The organism is Algoriphagus sp. AGSA1 (assembly GCF_021390545.1).
Taxonomy (GTDB): Bacteria; Bacteroidota; Bacteroidia; order Cytophagales; family Cyclobacteriaceae; genus Algoriphagus.
Genome location: NZ_JAJUWR010000004.1, coordinates 146,835 through 167,336 on the forward strand (window position 1 = coordinate 146,835; position 20,502 = coordinate 167,336).

Below are 20,502 nucleotides of genomic sequence, written 5' to 3' on the forward strand. Positions count from 1 at the left end.
TTTTATTTTCGAGTTTAATTCAATCCATCTCGTTTCCTGAAATGCCATCAATTCAAGTTGCCAATAAAATCCATACAGGCTTTATTACCTACATGGAGCTTTTCAATACCTACACCCGCTTGGCTCCTAAATATTTCAGCCAAAAAGCCTGGCACGCTACGCATATCAACAGCAGACAGCGTCTTCGACTGTATAAGGACCTGCTGTATCCCCTAGCTGAGGAATGTGTAAAACTCCTTGGAGACCATGCAGGTAATCCAACGAGTTGGAAAGCTATAAAATCCGAATATCAATTATTGATATCCGGCCGGCCGGATATGGAATTGGCGGAAACTTTTTTCAATTCTGTAATACGAAAGAGCTACCCCAAACTGGCAGTAGATGAAGAGTTGATGTTTGTCATGGAAGGGTTCGATTCCTGCAGGGTGAGAGAGACGGACAAATTACTGAGAACTTACCCATCCTTCCTTGGGCTGGAGAAAAACATACGGCAGATACTCGATGATTATGATTTTGGGGCTCCATTTATGGATAAAGAACAGGATATCAAATTTCTGGTTTCTAGTGTGAAAAAGGTAATCCTGACTAGATACCGTGTTGGGCCGGACACGAAAACCCAGCTTTTAAAACCTGTCTTCTACAGAAACAAAGCAGCCTATTTGATAGGAAGGACATTTTTGGGTCATAAATGGATGCCTTTTATTATTCCAGTGCTACATGGGGAAAAGGGTATTTTTGTGGACACCTTGATTTTCGATCCCAACCTGATGAGTAGCATGTTTAGCTTTACCAGATCTTATTTTATGGTAGAAGCAGAAATCCCCTCCCAGGTGGTGTCCTTTCTCAATTCTGTGATCCCCCATAAAAAAATCCATGAACTCTATAATGCCATAGGGTTTAACAAACATGGAAAAACCCTGTTTTACCGGGATTTTCTATATCATCTAGACACCAGTACTGATCAATTTGAAGTGGCTGCCGGGATCAAAGGCATGGTGATGACAGTTTTCACACTTCCTTCCCTGAACATTGTATTTAAACTGATTAAGGATCATTTTGAACCACCTAAAACCATGACCCGACAAGAAGTCAGGGAAAAGTATAAGTTGGTTTCTCTCCATGACCGAGTGGGCAGAATGGCAGATACCCATGAGTTTGAATACTTTAAAATCCCCATGGACAGAATCAGCCCTGACTTGATGACTGAACTACGGAGAACTACAAACTCGCTGTTAAAAAAAACAGATAAATACCTTATAATAAAACACTTGTACACAGAAAGAAGAATGGAGCCTTTAAATATATTCTTAGAGCACTGTAGTACGGAAGAAGGTATGCGGGCCACTGAGGATTATGGAAGAGCAATACTTCAGTTGGCACAGGCAAATATCTTCCCAGGGGATATGATGACCAAAAACTTCGGACTTACCCGTCAAAAAAGAGTCATCTTTTATGATTACGATGAAATTGAATTTTTGACTGATATGAACTTCAGGATAAAGCCAAAAGCAGAGACTTATGAGCAGATTTATGCATCGGAGCCGTGGTATCCCATCGCCAAAAACGATGTTTTCCCGGAGGACTTCAGACGCTGGATGATCGGACGCAAGGATCTCAAAGAGCATTTTCTTGAATATCATAAGGCTCTGTTTGACCCGTCCTATTGGCAAAGAATACAGCAAAGGATACTGGAGGGCGAATTGATCCACGCCTTTCCCTATCCAGATGAAATCCGTTTCCGGCCTGAGGAAAAGATTTAACCTAAAAAATCATAGGTGACGTGCAAAGCCAAGTGCATGAGATGCTGACTAAATCGGTGATATAGGGGTTTTCCCTTCCGATTTCCAACTAGTCAATAGAAAAAACAAGGTAATATTGTTAGGTTAAAATTTCTCCTCCACCCCAAGCCCAAAAAGCGCAAAATCATACTTTACAGGATCACTGGCATCAAATTCACGAAGCTTTTCCGTCAATTGCAGGGCAGTGAGCCAATCGGTCTGCTTTCTGGAAATCAACCCCAACTTTCGCCCTACCCGATCCACGTGCAAATCGCAGGGACAGATAAGCTGGGAAGGGGATATTTTCTTCCATAGACCAAAGTCCACCCCATTATCATCATTCCTGACCATCCACCGCAAGTACATATTGATTCGCTTGCAGGCTGCTTTTCGTGCAGGTGTGGCTATATGCTTGCGGGTGCGCAGCGGGGAATCTGGCAGGGAAAAGAACAACCCCTGAAAACTGACCAAGATCCTTTCCATAGCATTTAACTGTCCGCTTTGTCCCATCACAAAAGCTTCTTCCAAAGAATTGTGTTTTTTGTAAAACCAGCTTAAAAAATGGATAAAGTACAGGGTGTCTATATCATTGAATGTCCTATGTTTAAAATTAAGGAAGGGCTTCAGATCCTCTTCCTGATGATTCATCATAAAATCATGTGGTGAATCATCCATCATCTTGAACAATTCCAAGCATTTGTTGATAATCGTTTTGCGTTGCCCCCATGCCAAAATAGCTGCAAAAAACCCGGATATCTCTATGTCTTCTTTCTTAGAGAATCGATGGGGAATAGAGATAGGATCCTCCGCTATAAAATCGGGACGATTGTATTGTTCTACTTTCTGATCCAAAAATTCCTTGAGATTTTGCATCAAATGGCCACTTTTACTTCCCCGCCCTGCGTCCCATCAAACCATTTGAAAATGAGCATATTACCGGCCTTATCTGAAACATGCCAGTCAAAACATTTAATATTGGTAAGGGATCGGAGTGTATCCACATCCGGATCGTATAGGCAAATATCAAAATCCGGTAAATCTCTGGAATCGGTACTGTTCCATTTTTCGAGGATAAACCCTTCTTCCAAAACTCTTACTTTTTTCCCGAACACATAGTCGGAAAGCACGGAGGGCACTCCGTCTTTTCTTCGGAACTTGAATCCTGATGGCCCAAAAACGATTTGTTTAATCAATTTGGCTTCTAGTAACTCATTGGAATAAGGCAAATCCTCCCATTCGGATTCCTGTAATACAACTTTGTTCCCTTCCTGCCGAAGTCTATTCAAGAATCTGGACAACAAAGAAAAAACATAGGTGACCCCTATAAAGAGCAATCCAAAGCTAGCCAATATCGGATAGGAGACAATGAAGATCAGATTCCAGATAAAGCGGAAAATATGGTGGAAAACGAGTTGGACTTTGTTCATAGCTCTGATGCTAAATTAACTTGGGTATTTCGGAAACCAAAATCCCTTCTAAAAACCTAAAGCGTAATCCAAAGGTTCAAAACGAATAAAGACCGCCATTGCTGACGGTCTTCTACTATTGCTTTGATGATAATCCCGGCATCTTAATACATTACTTCCACAGGAAATCTGCCATTCACTGCTTTTAGTTGATCAAAAGCTGCCTGGGATAGCTTTATTATCAATTTGTTATTGTCCCCAGTCTCAGGAAGGGTTCCTACCACACGTGCAAATATAGTCACGTCATTTTCTTCGTTTTTCACACGCATCACAGTTCCTACTGGGGCTGTTCTATGAAGGACAAGATACTTTTTGTGTCCGCCGGTACCTTCTATCAATTCAGCCTGTCCAGTTTCCTTGATGTTTTTAAAGCCTCCGGAAGATTTGGAATCTGCAGGCTCCACCATCATTTCGTCAGCGCTTGACACCACTCTAGGGGTTCCTATCACAGGGACAGTTGACTCTTGCATGGCTCCTCTTCCTACTTTTAGTACTTGCCCTTGTTGTAGATTGTTTGAAGTGAGCGCGTTCCAGGTGATCAAATCTTCTACCCGGGCTGAATATTGGCTTGCAATAGAAAACAAGGTCTCCCCCACCTGTACGGTGTGGGATTTCCATTCCCCTAGTACCATCGGCTTGCTAGTTTCCACCGCTGCCTTTGGGGAAGTGGATTTTACCGTTTCTGATTTCGGAGCAGAAGCTATAGTTTCATTTTGTTTTGGAGCCGCTTCAGTTTTCTTCGCTGGTTTTTCTTTCGTTTTTGCCTCTGTTTTCTCGACATCCGTGGAAGCGGCAACAGTCACTGAAGGCTCCGTTTTTTTCTCTACCGTCACCGGTACTGCAGGCTCTATGATCAGAGACTGACCTACGCTAAGGTCGTTCCCTTTCAAACCGTTTTGCCGCATCACACTTTCCACCGAGACCCCATATTTCTTGGATATAGAGAAAAGCGTTTCACCCGGCACCACATTATGCAGCACTGACCCTGCAGGAAGCTCTGCCATGGAAATGAACGGCACTTTGATCGTCTGCCCTATTTTTAGCCCTTGTTTCAAAACCGGATTTGCCTCTATTATATCACTTACAGGGGACTTATATCGACGGGAGATGCCAAAAAGGGTTTCTTTGGGATCCACTTCATGTAAAATATAAGATTGGTCTCCGATACGCTGAACACCTACAGAGTCTATAGAATGCAAGCCTGAGGCCATTGAAAATGAAGAAAGAAACGAGGAAATAAGAAGAAACGACCAGAAGAACTGTGATCTATTGTCCATAGGGATGTGCTGAGTTGGGATAAACGAAATAGAAATACAAGATTAATTTCCAAAGATTAGAGGCGCAAGAATTATGCTAGAAAAGAAATGTCACCTCCCTTAAATATGCTATGTCCGCAAAGATCGTAGAATAGTCCAGGAATCAGAATTGGGTGGATAGAAATACCGCATCAATAAAGAAAACAACCACTTTTTGATGGTATTTCGTATCTTTTATCATTCGTATATGAAATCACAAAATGAAAACCTCTATTAATCTATTACTGCTCTTTCTCTTATTCTTTTCTCAACTGGTTCTGGCCCAAACGGATATCGGGAGTGACAAGAAAGTATTTACCTTCAAAATCGATGAAGACATAGATCCTGCCATGACTAGACGGGTGAAACTGGCGCTGGAGAAAGCTGAAGAATCAAAGGCTGATCTGATCATAATAGAGATGGATACCTATGGTGGAGCCGTGAACGACGCTGATGAAATCCGAACCATGATCCTCAATTCCAAGAGACCTGTATATGTGTTTATCAATAAGGACGCCGCCTCTGCAGGAGCCCTCATCTCTATAGCGACTGACAGTATCTATATGGCTCCGGGATCCAGTATAGGGGCGGCCACTGTGGTCAATGGAGCAGATGGTGCAGCTGCCCCTGACAAATACCAGTCCTACATGCGTTCGATGATGAGAAGCACAGCAGAGGCCAAAGGTCGGAACCCTAGAATAGCAGAGGCTATGGTGGATGAAAGAATTGAGATTGAGGGCGTTTCGGAAGAGGGATCGGTTATTACTTTCTCGGTGGCCGAGGCAATAACACACGGGTTTTGTGAAGGACAATATTCATCTATTGAAGCAATTCTTGATGCTCAAGATCTGGCTGATTCGGAGTTAATTGTTTATACTCCTCCCCAAACGGAGCAGATTATTGCTTTTTTCTTAAACCCTGCCGTCAGCGGATTCCTGATTCTGATAATTATTGGGGGCTTATACTTCGAGTTACAGACTCCAGGAGTGGGCTTTCCAATTCTCGCTTCAGTAGTAGCGGTCATGTTGTATTTCATACCATATTATCTCAATGGACTTGCCGAAAACTGGGAAATTCTGGTTTTCCTGATAGGTGTGATCCTTTTGGCAGTAGAACTCTTTGTTGTTCCGGGATTTGGGATTTTCGGTATACTTGGCATCATCGGCATACTGACGGGACTGGTTTTGGGCATGGTCCCTAATCAGAATTTCAACTTTGATTTCGTACCGGCAGGCGACTTGTTCACTGCTTTATTGACAGTGACCCTAGCATCAATCGTGTCAGTGGGTCTTGTTTTTTGGCTCACACCCAAAGTAAATGAATGGGGAGCCTTCAAAACGATTTCACTTGCCAGTACCCAGCAAAGGAGTGAGGGTTACACCTCCTCTTTTTATGCGGATACGCTTAAAGGAAAAACCGGAGTGGTTCATTCCAGGCTTCGTCCCAGTGGAAAAATAGAAATAGAAGGAGAGATCTATGATGCTTATTCACGAGGGGATTTTATAGATCAAGGAGAAAAAATCATCGTCATATCTACCGAAGGAACCTCTCTAAAAGTTAAAAAATGGGAGGGTTAAGAGAATTTGGTAAGTTTGCGGCATGAATTCTACACAGACGATATACGAGCTTATCGGCGAAGAAAAAATCCGACAACTAAGTAAAGTCTTCTATCAAGAAATCGCAAAAAATGAAGTGTTAAGAAGATTATATCCTAAAGATTTGCAACCTGCGGAAGAGCGTTTGTATTTATTTTTGCTGCAGGTATTCGGGGGGCCGGGAATATATTCTGAGCAAAGGGGGCATCCAAGGCTAAGAATGCGGCATGCCAAATGGAAAATCGATTCATCCATGCGTGACCACTGGATGAATGCTATGCTTGTGGCGTTAGACCATTTGAGTATTGACCCCACTATAAGGGAAGCAATGATGAGCTATTTTGTCAAAGCAGCCAATCACATGATCAACCATGCGTAATCTCGCCGCAAGACTGTATTCCATCTATGCAGCTGTAATTTTTGCGATTAGCTTTTTACTTATATTTCCATTTATCCTGATCTGTATTTGGGTGCCAGGCTGGAAAAAGTATGGCAGGAAAATCAACCGTTATTGGGCAAGAGGATTCTTCACCTGTATCTTCCTACCGGTTAAAATCGAAAAATCCGATGAACTTGACCCAGGAAAACCTTATATATATCTGGCTAACCACTTTAGCTACTTAGACATCCCTATGATGGGATTTATTTCTGGGGATGTACTCTTTGTAGGAAAAGCTTCCATCCGTAAGGCTCCGCTGTTCGGGTACTATTTCAAAAATCTGCATATAGCCGTGGACAGAGAACGGCTGAAAAGCCGTGCAGAAACTATGAAGCGAACTGATGAAGCACTGGAATCCGGTAGCAGTATTATTATTTTCCCAGAAGGCGGGATATTCACCCAAAACCCTCCTGAGATGATTCCATTTAAAAACGGGGCATTTCGGATGGCCAAAGAAAAACAAATCCCAATTATCCCTGTCACTTTATCCTATAATCATCTAATTTTACCCGATGACGGGAAGCTCCTACTTCGCTGGAGAAGGGCTAAAATGGTACTTCACCAGCCTTTATTTCCCGAAAATTTTAAGTCAGAAAAGGTATTGAAAGAAAAGTGCTATCGAGTTATCCAGGATCAACTTTTGCTAGACAACCCACCCTCTTCATACCAAGCATGATTAGTGAAATCATTACGGAAGATAATTTTGAAAAGCTAGGCTTCATATACATTGCTCCACCCCTATTCAAAAAAAATAAAATACAATCAAATGAAAATAGATACCAATACGATTAAGAAAATCGCTCATCTTGCCCGCTTAGAGTTCGATGAAAGAGGTACTGAAAAAATGTCGAGAGACATGAGCCAGATTTTGGACTGGGTAGAGCAGTTAAATGAAATTGACACCGAAAACGTGGCTCCATTGACCACAATGTCTTCGGAGATCAATGATATGCGGGAGGACAAGATCGGCCATCAGTTGGATCATGAATCAGGATTGAAAAATGCGCCTAAGCGGGATGCAGACTATTTCCGGGTTCCGAAGGTTTTAGAATAACCTATTTTCTTGAAAGATACCTTGAACACTTCCAGATTATTTAAGACTCTCGCCTCCCTTTTTATATTTGTAGGTGGGATTCTTGCGCTTTATTACCTGATTATCGACCCCCAGCCTTATAAAAACATCCAAGCGGGCGCATTTTTGGACACCATTGCCATTCCTTTCGATTGGGCTCAGATTGGGCCTATTTCCTTTCCTATAAAAGTGGATAATTACCTGATATTTCAGGAATTCAAAACTCTAGCACCTAAAACATATGTAAACGAATCGTATATCTATGCAGGCATCGTATGGTTGGGGGTTATAACAACCTTGACCTTACTGACAGCATTCAAGAAAACCTATTTTATCCTAGGAGGAATTTTTTGGATAGTATTGCTTACACTCAGTGATTTCAACGGCTTAAATATCGGAGGACAAAGTGCAAATTATCCTCTGATCATATTGCTTGGGGCTACGCTGATCCCCATGGTTTGTTTCCATCTCTGGGGGCAGGGCGCGCATCTTATCCTCAAGTGGCTGGTGATCGGTGCGGCAACTTTTACTTCATTGGTTTTCCTGATTCTTCTGAGCCCCGTGCCGAAACCATCGATCTACTTAGCTGAACATAGTCTGATGCCAGGCTTTGGTCTTGTGTTAGCCTGGGTATTTTGGAATGGGCATAGCATCCTGTCAGGAACTTATATACTGCTTGCCAGGGCAAACCGTCATTTAAACCTGAACATTTCCTTACAGATCAGCTTGATTACGCTGATCTATTTAGGCACACTTTTTTCGATCCTTCTGGCACTTCAGGGAGAACTTCCTTTTCCTATGTTCTCACCACTTTACCTTCTTATCCCTATTGGATTATTAGGTTACCTTTCTATAAGTGAAAAAGTAAGGCAAAGTGATCAACTCGCATCAAGTCCTGCTGTCATCAAAGCCCTTCATCTACTTGGATTTGGACTTGTATTGTGGCTAGTATGGAAACTCAAACTGTCCGGAAACCAGCCGGCAGAAGAACTTTTCAAACACTTACTAACCTATTCCCAGCTAGGTTTTTCGCTGTTCTTCTTTATTTACTTGATGGCTAACTTCATGTCAGTCATGAATTCAGGTAAAGCAATTGACAAAATCCTGTACAAGCCTTATTCTCTTGTCTATTACCACGTTAGGATAGGCGGTTTAATTGTAATTCTAGTAATTGCCACCTATACTGACGGTATAGTGGGCGTACAGGCAAATGCCATGACAAGTAATATTCTAGCTGAATATTATTATAAAACAGAGAAGAAACTTGAAGCCAGTATTCTATATGAAAATGCCTGGAAGCGTTACCGTAAAAACCCAAAGGCAAAGTTTGCCACCGCCCAATTACTGCTAGACCTGAAGCAGCCCACCTTGGCAAAGGAACACCTTGAAGAAAGTTTCACTGATGCCCCCCAAGTAGATAACATACTACTGCTTGCAGAAAGATTGCACCAGGAGAACAAGGTGTTTGAGTCTATTTACTATTTGGAAAAGGGACTTGAAATATTTCCTGGGGATAAATATCTCGTTAATAACTTAAGTTTACTCTACACCAAAATCAATAAATCCGCAGAGGCATTGACTTTATTAAATGAGTCTGATATCAACCATCCTGTATTGGGCTCTAACTTAATCGCTTTAAAAACAAAATTGGGCCTACCTGAAGAAACAAAAGAGCTATCCAGCAACCTAATCTCCCAACTCAATGAGCTGGCAACGGTAAATTCCCTTGCGAACATCCCTCCTGCTGAACTTACCCAGTCAATCAAAAAGCAGCTGGAGTCTGAAGATTCACCCATGTTGCTCAATGCGGGTTGGAGGAATTTGCTTTCACAGATCAATAGAGAAGATCCAAGAGATGATTTGGCAACCTTGGATAGTTTAGGGCAACTACCTGAAATGACTCCCTACGTAATGTCACTGCAGGAAACTGCCGTAATCCGGAGCCTCGGAGCAGGACGTGTGAGGGAGGCAGTCAAGAATCTGAACGGTCTGGCCTTTAGAAATCCCAATGATGCGGCATATTATCTTCAGCTCTCAGGAAGTATCCTGGCTAAGGAGATGGATTTTCGGAAAGCAGCCCTAGAATTTATAGCAGCTGAAGAAAGAGGATTTCAAGGCTTTGACACCCATCATTGGAGTATTTTTGGGCTGGCGGGGATGCCGCAAAAGTCAGTGGAAATCCAAGAAAAATATAACGTGTCCTTGCCTGGGTTCATCAATGATGAAGATACGGCAATTGCCCAATTCCTCTCATTAATCAGCCGCTTTCACCAGCAATCCTCCAAAAATCTACTGTCCCAATGGCGTTCATTTCCTGAAAATGCATTGAAAACGGACATCGCAATTCGTCTTATCGTTTATAAGGCCCATGGGCTTAGCGGTTCGGAATTGAAAGAATTGGAAAAATTTATCAATAATAAAATCGGTGGGCAGGAACAACTCAGCAACTTCATAAATAATCCTGACCTCAGCAATGAGGAGTCTGTAAATTCTTTGGTCTCTTGGTTAAAGGCAAGTAGAGAACTGACTGCGAACCCATACCTTAGCCCTCTAATAATAAGCGAGTTAGAAACAATAAGTGATCCTTTGGATCAATATGAGATCTTAAATTCGGCTACAGAGTTTAATCAAGACCCCACCTTATGGGTGAAGAAAATCAAAGCGGCAAAAGAGAGCGGGCTGGACAAGTATGCGAACGAAGCCGAGGAAATCTTAAGGCAATGGGTGAGTGAAGAAGAACTTGAAACCCTGAAGAACTTGAACTATTGATCTCTATTAACGTTTTTTGTGAAGGTAGAGATACAATTTCTGACCCTTATCTGTAAATTTAGCAAAACCCCCAGCCAAGATGAAAATTATAGAAACCCACGAAATCAATAAAACCTACAAAATGGGTTCGGAAGTGATCCAAGCACTCAAGTCCGTTTCTATTACTGTTGACAAAGGTGAATATGTAGCTTTCATGGGGCCGTCCGGTTCTGGAAAATCCACATTGATGAACATCATAGGTTGCTTGGACACCCCTACCTCAGGCAGCTATGTGCTGAACAACAAGGATGTTTCGGATATGACTGAAAATGAATTGGCAGAGATCAGGAATAAAGAAATCGGATTTGTATTTCAGACCTTTAATCTTCTTCCCAGAGCAAGTTGCCTGGAAAATGTAGCCCTTCCGTTAGTATATGCAGGTATGAGTAAGTCAGATCGGGAAGAGATTGCTTTTCAGGCACTGACAAATGTGGGGCTGGGCGAAAGGACAAAACACCGCCCAAATGAGCTTTCAGGCGGTCAGCGCCAGCGTGTAGCAATAGCGAGGGCGTTGGTGAACAATCCCAGCATAATCCTAGCTGATGAACCTACCGGAAACCTGGACTCGAAAACCTCCTACGACATCATGGAACTATTCCATGAACTGCACTCCAAAGGCAACACCATCATTATGGTTACCCATGAGGATGATATAGCCCATTATGCCCACCGTATCGTAAGGTTGCGCGATGGTCTGGTAGAAACTGACACTACCAACCCAAATCCTACGCGAGGAATTGCAATGCATGTCTAATCACACCTTATAAATTCAAATAGATTCTTATTTTTGCCCTAGGAGAATCAGGGAAAGGAGATGAAAATCTATACAAAAACAGGTGATGAAGGGCAAACTTCGCTTTTAGGGGGAACCCGGGTGCCAAAATTCGACGTGCGAATAGACGCATATGGCACTGTGGACGAGCTAAATTCTTATATCGGACTGCTTAGGGATCAGGAAGTCAACTGGATGAGGGTAGAGACCCTTAATGAAATACAGGATAGGCTTTTTACAATTGGGGCAGATTTGGCCACAGATCCTAGCAAGGGAAATGTGAAAAAACCGGATTTGTTGGAATCTGACATTGAAATGCTGGAAAAGCAAATCGATGAAATGGAAAAAACCCTTGCCCCGCTCACTGCTTTTATTCTTCCTGGAGGCCATACTTCTGTATCGTATGGCCACATCGCGAGAACAGTTTGCAGAAGATGTGAAAGGATAGTGACCGAACTTGCCGCTATGGAAGAAGTCTCCCATTTGGTCCTTCAATATCTCAACAGGCTTTCAGACTACCTATTTGTGTTGTGTAGAAAAATGGCCCAAGAACTCAATGTAAATGAAGTAATCTGGAAACCCAGAAAATAATTATTAGCTACCTTTGCTCAGCCAGATTAAAGGCAATACAAATGAAGACACAACTTGCCCTACCGATAACTAAAGTTCAGAACTCTAGAATAGCGGAAACAGACTTTTCCAATTTAGTATTTGGACGCACCATCAGCGACCACATGTTTGTGGCCGATTACAAAAACGGTGAATGGTGTGATGCTAGGATTGTCCCTTATGCATCTCTAAATCTCAATCCTGCCAATGCAACGTTACACTATGGGCAGTCAATTTTTGAAGGATTAAAAGCCTATAGAAACGAGGAAGGTAAAATATTGATCTTCCGGGCGGACGCTAACTGGCGCCGATTAAATGAGTCAGCTGAGCGTATGTGTATGCCTGAGCTTCCTGAGGAGATTTTCATGGAAGGGCTGACACAACTGATCGATCTGGACAGAAATTGGGTGCCTACCGCTAAAGGAGCTTCTTTGTACATTAGGCCTTTTATGTTTGCAACGGATGATTACATAGGAGTAAAGCCTTCAGACACCTACACCTTTATCATCCTCACCTGTCCTGTAGGCAACTACTATAATAAGCCAGTCAGTGTAAAAGTAGAAACAACATTCACGAGAGCTACTGAAGGGGGGACTGGAGCTGCCAAAACAGCGGGAAACTATGCCGCTTCTCTCTACCCTGCACGACAGGCACAGAAGGCCGGCTACGATCAACTTCTGTGGACAGACGGCAAATCCCACAGCAAGATTGAAGAAAGCGGCACGATGAACATCATGTTTAAAATCAATGGAAAACTGATCACCGCTCCCACCCATACAGGCACAATCCTAAAAGGCATCACCAGGGACTCGGTAATCCAATTAGCCAAAGACTGGAACGAGCCATTAGAAGAGCGGTTTCTTACCGTCTCTGAACTGGAAACCGCACTGCAAGAAGGGACATTTGAAGAGGCCTTCGGGACGGGCACTGCAGCTACGATTGCGCATGTACAGCGTATTAACGTAAATGGAAAGGATTATGACCTCCCACAAAAACCAACAGATGCATTTTCACATCGGGTATTGGCAGAATTGGATGGCATCAAATACGGGTTGGTTCAGGATCCTCATAAGTGGATCCTCAGCGTGTAAAAATCACCTATTTAGTCTGCCTATTTTGCATAGGCAGACTTTTTTTATTCTGCGGGGACAGCATTCTTTACGCTAAGGATTTTCAGTTTTTTCAGTCCGCCTGGAAGTGTCCATTCTATTTCCATCCCCTCTTGAAAACCAATAAGCGCAACTCCTAGGGGAGAAAGTATGGAAAGCTTCTTATCCGCCAGGTTACCGTTCTTTGGCAAGGTCAACTGAAAGCTCAGCAGTTTTCCTGAAGCTACATCCTGTACCTCAAAGTACGAATTAACACGAATTACCTGAGCTTCAATCTTTGAATCCGGGACTTTTTTTGCTTTTTCTATTTCTTTTGCAAGCATAGAAATCTCCTTGGTAACCAAATGAGATGGAGTATTGACGATCAGTTCTTTAATGGTATTATAGTCGGTTTTTGTGAGTGTTGGTTTCATGATTATTAGAAATTAATTAGTAATTCCGGGCAAATAATGTCCGGATGAAGAAACAGTAAGAAATCTGGAAAAATTGCCCTACTTACGTAATACTGGAAATCACTGAGGGCTACTGAACAAAGGCTTTATTCTTTTGACAAAGCGCACAAATATCCGGTCTTACAGCTGTTCCTGTAGGACAATAATGACGCTGGATATGAGATTTGCTTAGAATCAACTGTATGAGAAGCTTAAAAGTAACCGTATAACAACAAGTCAACGTACTCCCACAATTTATGTTTAGCTATTGGCTTCAAAATCCCAAAATAATCATGTGTGAATGAATACAAGTAGGTAAACTAGAAGCCGAATTGAAATCGGACAATTGCGATATACCCCTATATGCCCCTTGTGAACCACAATTGGATGTCATCCAATTTTTCAGCAAGCCCTCTCTATTGGTAAGATGACGCTAATGATCTTTTAGTGGTAATTATCTTCATTTCTGAACATGGGCCATCATTTCACGTTTTTTCAACATATTTAACATCCGAACCCATGATTACGTCCAACTTTACTTTTATTTAGAATAATGAAAATCCTCTCAGTCCTTTTTCTGCTTTTGATAGCTTCCATTTCCTCTTACGCCCAAGGAACAGACTTTGTACTTTTAAAAAGAGGTGCAAAACAAAAATCCCAAATCCGCTATTACCCAGGAGAGGAAATAACATACAAAAGCACCAAAATTGATTATTTTGTCACAGATGTCATCCAGAGTATTGACCAAAATTACATATACCTAAGGGAAAACATTCTTTCTCCTGAAAGCATTACTGAGCTCGATGTGAGGAATAAAGACCGAAGAAACGGCACACTGAGAGCATTGAATGTGTTGACGCTGAGTGCTGGCGTTATACTGATAGGCGCAGAATCCATCAACAGTATCTACCAAGGCAATGAATTCTCGATAGACAGTGGTGTGGGACTGGCTTCAGGGATCTTATTGGGAGCAGGAGTGGCCATGCTGCCCATTCGCTACAAAACATTCAAAAATTCAGGTCGCAATAAAATCCAACTTATACAAATGAGGATGGATTAATAAAAGAATACTGGTATAAACAGATATTTTTTCGGACTTTTGCAGCCTAAATTTTAACCTAGACAGATGACTTCAGAACAACTGAAAGACTTGAAAGCCCGCACATCGGCTTTGAGGAGGTATCTTTGACTACGATCGTAAGATTGCCGAAATAGAAGACTTAGAGGCCGTATCAGCCCAACCGGACTTTTGGAATAATCCAGAGGAAGCGGAGAAAAGCATGAAGCAGATTCAAGCCCGGAAAGCTTGGACCAGTGCATTTGAATCACTCAATAAAATCATCGAGGATCTCGATGTTTTGTTTGAGTTCTACAACGCAGACGAGGTTTCTGAAGAAGAGATCAAAGCTGAGTACATCAAAGCGGAAGCAGAGGTGCAGGAGTTGGAACTCAAAAAAATGCTTTCTTCAGAAGAGGATCAGCTGAATGCTGTACTGGAGATCAATCCCGGGGCAGGTGGCACAGAAAGTAATGACTGGGCTTCTATACTCATGCGAATGTACATCATGTGGGGTGAGAAGAACGGCTACAAAGTGAGAGAGGTGGATATGCAGCCCGGGGAGGTCGCGGGTATCAAGTCCTGTACACTGGAATTTGAAGGCCCCCTAGCCTATGGATTTCTAAAATCCGAAACTGGTGTCCATAGATTGGTGCGCATATCTCCTTTTGACTCAGGAGGAAGAAGGCACACTTCTTTTGCTTCTGTATATGCGTATCCCGAAGTGGACGATTCGATTGAAATCGAAATCAACCCTGCTGATGTGGAATTGCATACATCCAGATCCGGAGGAGCAGGTGGTCAGAACGTAAACAAGGTAGAAACCAAAGTTCAGCTGACCCACAAACCTACGGGAATCGTGGTGGTTTGTCAGATCGAACGCTCTCAGCTGGCCAATAGGGAAAAAGCCATGCAAATGCTGAAATCCCGCCTATTCCAACTGGAATTGGAAAAGAGGAACGCGGAAATAGCAAAGATCGAATCCTCTAAGATGAGAGTGGATTTCGGTTCACAAATCCGTAACTATGTACTTCACCCATACAAATTGGTGAAAGACAACCGCACCGGATATGAGACCTCAGACACCCAGCATGTACTGGATGGAGGTCTGAACGAGTTTATGAAAGCATTCCTGCTGGCGCAAAGCGAAGAGCAAGCCAGCAAAGATTAATCAAATTCAGTTTTCAGTGATCTGAGGACAGTGTACTCATTGTATTATACAACTATCTCCGTTAGGCACTGCTGATCCAACTAGTTGCTAGGCCAGGATTTAATTCTGGCCTTTAATTTTTTCCGTTTACAGCATTATCACGTGCATCTTGTATTTCCGAAGGGATCATGTACCTGATAGCAACGGAGGGTGTAGAAATCGATGATAAAACGGCAGCCCTGAAGCGACAGTCCTTATGAGCTAAATGATGCCGGGAGAAGTGAACTTGTTCGTCTGTCCCATTTCAACAAAACATCTCAGAATCTCTTGGTTCTTGACTCTTACTTCTGCCTGCTTATGTCTTACTACTGAATTCTTGCTTCTCATCCCTTCTTTTTTCTTATTTTCGCAACTCTCATGCGAATCCTCCCCTCCTTTTTCACCCTAGATTTCAGCCTACTTTGTTTGAGTTCCTTTTTGTTTTTTTCTTCATTCAATATGATCATCCCAGAGCTTCCAGAATATCTGACATCTTTGGGAGGAGAGGATTACAAAGGGTTCATTATTGCATTATTTACGCTTTCAGCTGGCCTATCCAGACCATTTAGCGGCAAGCTGGCTGATAGAATCGGTAGAATACCAGTAATGATGATTGGGGCCAGTGTTTGCTTTGTTGTAGGCTTGCTCTACCCTTTGCTCAGTTTCGTGAGCGGTTTCCTGTTTTTGAGATTTGCCCATGGTTTTTCTACCGGTTTCACTCCTACTGGTGCCTCAGCTTATGTCGCTGATATTGTCCCATATCAGAAGCGTGGGGAAGCCATGGGATTATTCTCGCTCTTTGGCTCTATGGGGATGGCAGCCGGTCCTGCGATTGGTGGATGGCTGGCTACTATGCTCACTATAGAAACTGTATTTTACGTATCAGCATGTACTGCGATTTTTTCCATCCTGATTCTTCTAAAATTGAAGGAGACCCTTCCTTCCAAAGAAAAAATCTCCTGGAAAATGCTAAGATTGAAAAAGGAGGAAATCATTGAAAAAAGAGTACTCATCCCCTCTGGGATATTATTTCTTTGCTGTTTTTCTTTTGGAGTAGTATTGACAATAATTCCCGATTTCTCCGTTCACCTGGGAGTGGAAAACAAGGGATTGTTTTTCGGTGTGTTTACGCTATCATCTCTAGGAATTAGACTTTTGGCAGGAAAGACCTCGGATAGATACGGCAGAATTCCAGTGATGCGGGCTGCCAGTATAACATTGGTCTGCGCAATGGTTTTGGTCGCCTTGGCTGAAACCAAATTCGCTCTGTTAGGCTCAGGAGTACTCTTTGGCTGTGCTGTAGGAATGTATAGCCCTACCAGTGCAGCATGGGTAGTGGATTTGGCCGTTGACCGTTTCCGAGGGAGAGCGCTGGCCACAATGTACATTTTCTTGGAAGCAGGAATAGGTATAGGAGCGTTGGTTTCAGGGTTTATGTTCGCCAATAGTGCGGAAAATTTCCGCTTGGTATTCCTTACCAGCGCAGGCATCGCCGCTATAGCTTTTATACTATTACTCATGATCAAAAGCCCAAATCAACTCCATTCAGAAACTTAATTGCCCCAAGGCTTATTCATCCTTGGTACAGAAAAAATTTCCTTCTGCCGACCATTATAATAAATTACTTTTTCACCATCAAATAGAGCCCCTTCTTCCAGCATAATTCTTACGTCCTTATTCCATTCAGGCACAAAAACCACAGTATTCAATTCTATCGCATAACCCGTATTGGCATGAAGTGCAAAATCACCCGCTCCTGGGGTGTCTCCCTGATTATCCCACATACCAATAGTAGGCCCTGCCGAATGCCCATAGTACCCAAGTGGATGAGTATAGATACTGCCTCGGATTCCCTGTGTATCCATAGCTTTCCTGGTAGCCCGAAGAATTTCATTTCCTGTTTTTCCTTCGACAAAATTGGAAGTTAGGATATCCTGAAGTTTATTGCCTTGGTAAAATGCTTTCTGCAAATAATCAGGGACATCAGTTTCTCCGGCCTTGAGCACATAAGCCATCTGTTGTGTATCTGTATTTAGCCTTAAATAGGTGATCCCAAAATCCATATGAAGCAGATCTCCTGGCATAATCACCGTGTCAGGAGCTTTATTTGCAAAATTCATCTCATGCTCAGTATTTGCGGGATCGGCCCGCTGAATATCCACAGAAGGATGAAACCAGGTATCCAACTTCAGTTCCTTGATTTTCTCTCTATACCACCATACCACGTCCTCCGTCGTAGTTACTCCAGGTGTAATCACGGCCTCAGACAGCCCCTCTGCGATAATCGAATGGGCGATTTCCTGGATATGTCTGTAAGTTGCCATTTCAGGCTCAGTCCTGGTTTCTAACCAGCGTACCGCCAGAGTTTGGGCCGAAACAATCTTTGTATGAAGGCCAGCGGGCAGATATTCTAAGAAGAGCTGGTGCTCAGTAGAAGTCAGACCATCCGCATGCCCATAATCCTCAGCATAGTTTAATCCTATTTTTTTGGGGTTTTTAGAGGCAATTAGTTCCACCAAAGCCTCCCATTGATCGGGTTGGCTTTCCGGATCCCAAGCTCTCTTAAAAGATCTCCCCACATCATATCTGGCAACAGCATAAGTTTCCACTGGAGCATTTTCGGAAGGTTGATATATGACGAGAATAGTCATTCTTCTAGCAGCCATCCATGTAGCCGGAAGCATGGTCTGGATCACAGGATCTTCATTATATTCCCGGGAAACCACCACCCACATATCAATTCCCGATTCTGTCATAAGTTCTGGAAGGAGGTTTTGGATACGGTATTCAAGCCAGCCATCTATAACTGCCGCCTGCTCCCGCTGAGTCAATACTGCAAGATCTTGTGCCAGACTGACATGGGTAGCAAGAGAAATAAATAAAACGGAAAGTAGCCTATTGATCATATTCAGATGGATTTCTCTTGAATATATAATAAAATCACTAACCCATAAACATCGCCAATAGAAATGCTTACACGGACACCACAGGCTTATTAGCAGAAATCATCCTGTTACTTAGTTTATAAAATCTATAAAACAGCACCACTGCTGTCACACTCAATCCAAGCAACAAGCCATACCAGATACCTTTTTCAGCCATATCGAGTTGAAAAGCCAAGAAGTATCCAAGAGGGAGACCAATCACCCAATAAGCGACCAGGGTGATCAAGGTGGGGAACTTCACATCCTCCAACCCACGTAGCACCCCCAGACCAGCGACCTGAATACCATCCGATAGCTGGAACATCCCCGCAATAATGAGCAAAGAAGCAGATAAAGCCACAACTTCTTCATTATCTATATAGAGTGTTGGCAGATAAGATCTCATCAAAATAAAGATCAAACCAGTAATGGACATAAATACCAGAGTCATCCCAAAGACCACCATCCCAGCTTCACGCATTGTTTTAAAATCACCTCTGCCGATCTGGTTACTTACCCGTATCATTCCTGCAGTGCTCAATCCAGAAACCATCATATAACTTACAGAAGCCAGGTTAATTGCTATCTGGTGCGCTGCAAGGGCATTGACACCTATCCAACCCATCATGATGGCCGCGGCACTAAAAGCACTTACTTCAAAAATGTATTGGAACCCGGTTGGTATCCCTATTTTCAATATTTTATCCAAAAGTAAAAGCCTCAGTTTCCCTATTCCCAACTTAAGGTCAAAGACACTATATCTGGCAGATTTCATCACGTAAAACCCCATCATCACAGGCATCATCACCCGTGATATCAAGGTAGCCAGGCCAGCTCCATTCAGCCCCATTGCCGGGGCGCCAAGATTTCCGTAGATCAATACCCAGTTCAGAAAAACATTCACCAAGTTGCAGATAACGGTGACATACATTGCCTGTTTAGTCTGCGATACCCCTTCTGCAAGTTGCTTGAAAGACTGGAATATCATAAAAGGCAAAAGAGATGAGGTAATGATAAAAAGGTAGGGTATAGTAAGATCCACCACCTCCTCAGGCTGATCCAGGAAATGTAAACCTTGGGACAATCCTACGATCACCGCAGTCAAAAGAACTGCCGTGGCTATATTGATCCACAATCCATGCTGAAAAAGATGGCCTATACGTTTATGTTTCCCTTTCCCATCCGCAATAGAGACCAACGGTGTAATCCCCATAGATACTCCCATCCCAAACATCAGGATCACGAAAAATATACTGTTTCCCAAGGAAGCGGCCGCCAAAGGGACAGCACCTAAGCGGCCAACCATCATACTATCTGCCACACCCACCAATACCTGTCCAAGCTGACTCAAAACCACCGGGAACGCCAGATTGAAGGTGATACTAAAATGATCTTTGATCGTCATGTCACAATTTTAAAATCCTTGCGGCTTTGAGAATCCCCGCTAAACTGATTGCATCTGTTATTTCCCCATTCATTACCATTTCCAAAGCTTCCGCAAAAGGCAATTTTCTTATTTTAAGAACTTCAGTTTCATCGAATTCGGGTTCACCCTGGGAGAGTTCTTCTGCCAGATACACAAAACCAACTTCATCTGTCACTGAATTTGATGTGTGTATGGTCATGATTTCAGTCCATTTACCGGCTGTGAGGCCCGTTTCCTCTTTCAGCTCACGTTTTGCGCTTTCCAGTTTATCCTCTTCCAAGAGTCCGCCCCCCATGGGGATTTCCCAAGCGTATTGATCCAAGGTATAACGGTATTGTCCTATCAGCCAAGTATTCAAGTCCTGGTCGATGGGAATAATCCCCATTGCCCTATTCTTGAAATGCACCTTTCCGTACACCCCATCGTTACCGGCGGGATTGATGACCTCGTGATGTTCCACTTCAATCCAGGGGTTTTCATAAACCGGATTAATCTTCTTTGTAGTCCAGGGGTTTAGTTCCATTTTCTCAAA

At 42.9% G+C, this 20,502-nt stretch carries 19 protein-coding genes; 12 read left to right on the forward strand and 7 right to left on the reverse strand.

What is annotated here, in order from left to right; all coding sequences use genetic code 11:
* Positions 1-41: 41 nt before the first annotated feature.
* A complete protein-coding gene (gene aceK, locus LZF95_RS03865) occupies positions 42-1,760 on the forward strand; it encodes a bifunctional isocitrate dehydrogenase kinase/phosphatase (protein ID WP_233753671.1) in 1,719 nt (572 codons plus the stop codon).
* A gap of 123 nt (positions 1,761-1,883) precedes the next feature.
* Here the strand turns inward: aceK and LZF95_RS03870 are convergent, their stop codons facing one another.
* From LZF95_RS03870 to LZF95_RS03880, 3 genes are all read right to left on the reverse strand, one after another.
* Positions 1,884-2,651, reverse strand: coding sequence for a TIGR02757 family protein (locus LZF95_RS03870; protein ID WP_233753672.1), 768 nt, complete (start codon positions 2,649-2,651; stop codon positions 1,884-1,886).
* Positions 2,651-3,205 (reverse strand): hypothetical protein, encoded by a 555-nt coding sequence (locus LZF95_RS03875; protein ID WP_233753673.1) that lies wholly within the window; start codon positions 3,203-3,205, stop codon positions 2,651-2,653. The genes LZF95_RS03870 and LZF95_RS03875 overlap by 1 nt, the downstream gene beginning before the upstream one ends.
* A gap of 143 nt (positions 3,206-3,348) precedes the next feature.
* Entirely contained in the window at positions 3,349-4,521 is a 1,173-nt protein-coding gene (locus LZF95_RS03880) for a LysM peptidoglycan-binding domain-containing protein (protein WP_233753674.1), read from the reverse strand.
* A 239-nt stretch (positions 4,522-4,760) separates the two neighbouring features.
* On the opposite strand from LZF95_RS03880, the gene LZF95_RS03885 reads away from it, so the two are divergent.
* The 8 genes from LZF95_RS03885 (at position 4,761) to LZF95_RS03920 (ending at position 12,925) form a co-directional block, all read left to right on the forward strand.
* The gene (locus LZF95_RS03885) at positions 4,761-6,116 is read left to right on the forward strand and encodes a nodulation protein NfeD (RefSeq protein WP_233753675.1); all 1,356 of its coding nucleotides are present in this window, start codon (positions 4,761-4,763) and stop codon (positions 6,114-6,116) included.
* 22 nt (positions 6,117-6,138) lie between these two features.
* Positions 6,139-6,513 carry a cyanoglobin gene (locus tag LZF95_RS03890; RefSeq protein WP_233753676.1) on the forward strand — a complete coding sequence of 125 codons (375 nt, stop codon included), beginning with the start codon at positions 6,139-6,141 and terminating at the stop codon, positions 6,511-6,513.
* On the forward strand, positions 6,506-7,249 hold the full coding sequence (locus tag LZF95_RS03895) for a 1-acyl-sn-glycerol-3-phosphate acyltransferase (protein ID WP_233753677.1): 744 nt from the start codon (positions 6,506-6,508) through the stop codon (positions 7,247-7,249). The genes LZF95_RS03890 and LZF95_RS03895 overlap by 8 nt, the downstream gene beginning before the upstream one ends.
* Positions 7,250-7,339: 90 nt before the next feature.
* On the forward strand, positions 7,340-7,627 hold the full coding sequence (gene gatC / locus LZF95_RS03900; protein WP_233753678.1) for an Asp-tRNA(Asn)/Glu-tRNA(Gln) amidotransferase subunit GatC: 288 nt from the start codon (positions 7,340-7,342) through the stop codon (positions 7,625-7,627).
* 9 nt (positions 7,628-7,636) lie between these two features.
* Positions 7,637-10,414, forward strand: coding sequence for a hypothetical protein (locus LZF95_RS03905; protein ID WP_233753679.1), 2,778 nt, complete (start codon positions 7,637-7,639; stop codon positions 10,412-10,414).
* Positions 10,415-10,493: 79 nt separating this feature from the next.
* Positions 10,494-11,207 (forward strand): ABC transporter ATP-binding protein, encoded by a 714-nt coding sequence (locus LZF95_RS03910; RefSeq protein WP_245405077.1) that lies wholly within the window; start codon positions 10,494-10,496, stop codon positions 11,205-11,207.
* Between the two features lie 60 nt (positions 11,208-11,267).
* Complete coding sequence (locus LZF95_RS03915; RefSeq protein WP_233753680.1) at positions 11,268-11,816, forward strand: cob(I)yrinic acid a,c-diamide adenosyltransferase; 549 nt, start codon at positions 11,268-11,270, stop codon at positions 11,814-11,816.
* A 41-nt stretch (positions 11,817-11,857) separates the two neighbouring features.
* Positions 11,858-12,925 carry a branched-chain amino acid aminotransferase gene (locus LZF95_RS03920; RefSeq protein WP_233753681.1) on the forward strand — a complete coding sequence of 356 codons (1,068 nt, stop codon included), beginning with the start codon at positions 11,858-11,860 and terminating at the stop codon, positions 12,923-12,925.
* Positions 12,926-12,969: 44 nt separating this feature from the next.
* Here LZF95_RS03920 and LZF95_RS03925 read toward each other — a convergent pair whose 3' ends face one another.
* Positions 12,970-13,356 carry a GreA/GreB family elongation factor gene (locus LZF95_RS03925; RefSeq protein WP_233753682.1) on the reverse strand — a complete coding sequence of 129 codons (387 nt, stop codon included), beginning with the start codon at positions 13,354-13,356 and terminating at the stop codon, positions 12,970-12,972.
* Positions 13,357-13,927: 571 nt separating this feature from the next.
* Here LZF95_RS03925 and LZF95_RS03930 point away from each other — a divergent pair.
* The 3 genes from LZF95_RS03930 to LZF95_RS03940 all read left to right on the forward strand — a co-directional run bounded on the left by LZF95_RS03930 (position 13,928) and on the right by LZF95_RS03940 (position 17,177).
* Positions 13,928-14,434: a hypothetical protein gene (locus LZF95_RS03930; protein ID WP_233753683.1), complete on the forward strand. Its 507-nt coding sequence runs from the start codon at positions 13,928-13,930 to the stop codon at positions 14,432-14,434.
* Between the two features lie 66 nt (positions 14,435-14,500).
* Positions 14,501-15,602, forward strand: a protein-coding gene (prfB, locus tag LZF95_RS03935) for a peptide chain release factor 2 (RefSeq protein ID WP_233753684.1) whose coding sequence is annotated in 2 segments (ribosomal slippage) — positions 14,501-14,560 and positions 14,562-15,602 — 1,101 coding nt in all. Because the reading frame shifts where the segments join, the coding sequence is not laid out codon by codon here.
* A gap of 396 nt (positions 15,603-15,998) precedes the next feature.
* Positions 15,999-17,177, forward strand: coding sequence for an MFS transporter (locus tag LZF95_RS03940; protein ID WP_233753685.1), 1,179 nt, complete (start codon positions 15,999-16,001; stop codon positions 17,175-17,177).
* Here LZF95_RS03940 and LZF95_RS03945 read toward each other — a convergent pair.
* From LZF95_RS03945 to LZF95_RS03955, 3 genes are all read right to left on the reverse strand, one after another.
* Positions 17,174-18,526: a M24 family metallopeptidase gene (locus LZF95_RS03945; RefSeq protein WP_233753686.1), complete on the reverse strand. Its 1,353-nt coding sequence runs from the start codon at positions 18,524-18,526 to the stop codon at positions 17,174-17,176. The genes LZF95_RS03940 and LZF95_RS03945 overlap by 4 nt on opposite strands.
* Positions 18,527-18,593: 67 nt before the next feature.
* On the reverse strand, positions 18,594-19,949 hold the full coding sequence (locus LZF95_RS03950) for an MATE family efflux transporter (protein WP_233753687.1): 1,356 nt from the start codon (positions 19,947-19,949) through the stop codon (positions 18,594-18,596).
* Position 19,950: 1 nt separating this feature from the next.
* Positions 19,951-20,493: an NUDIX hydrolase gene (locus tag LZF95_RS03955; RefSeq protein ID WP_233753688.1), complete on the reverse strand. Its 543-nt coding sequence runs from the start codon at positions 20,491-20,493 to the stop codon at positions 19,951-19,953.
* Between the last annotated feature and the right edge of the window lie 9 nt (positions 20,494-20,502).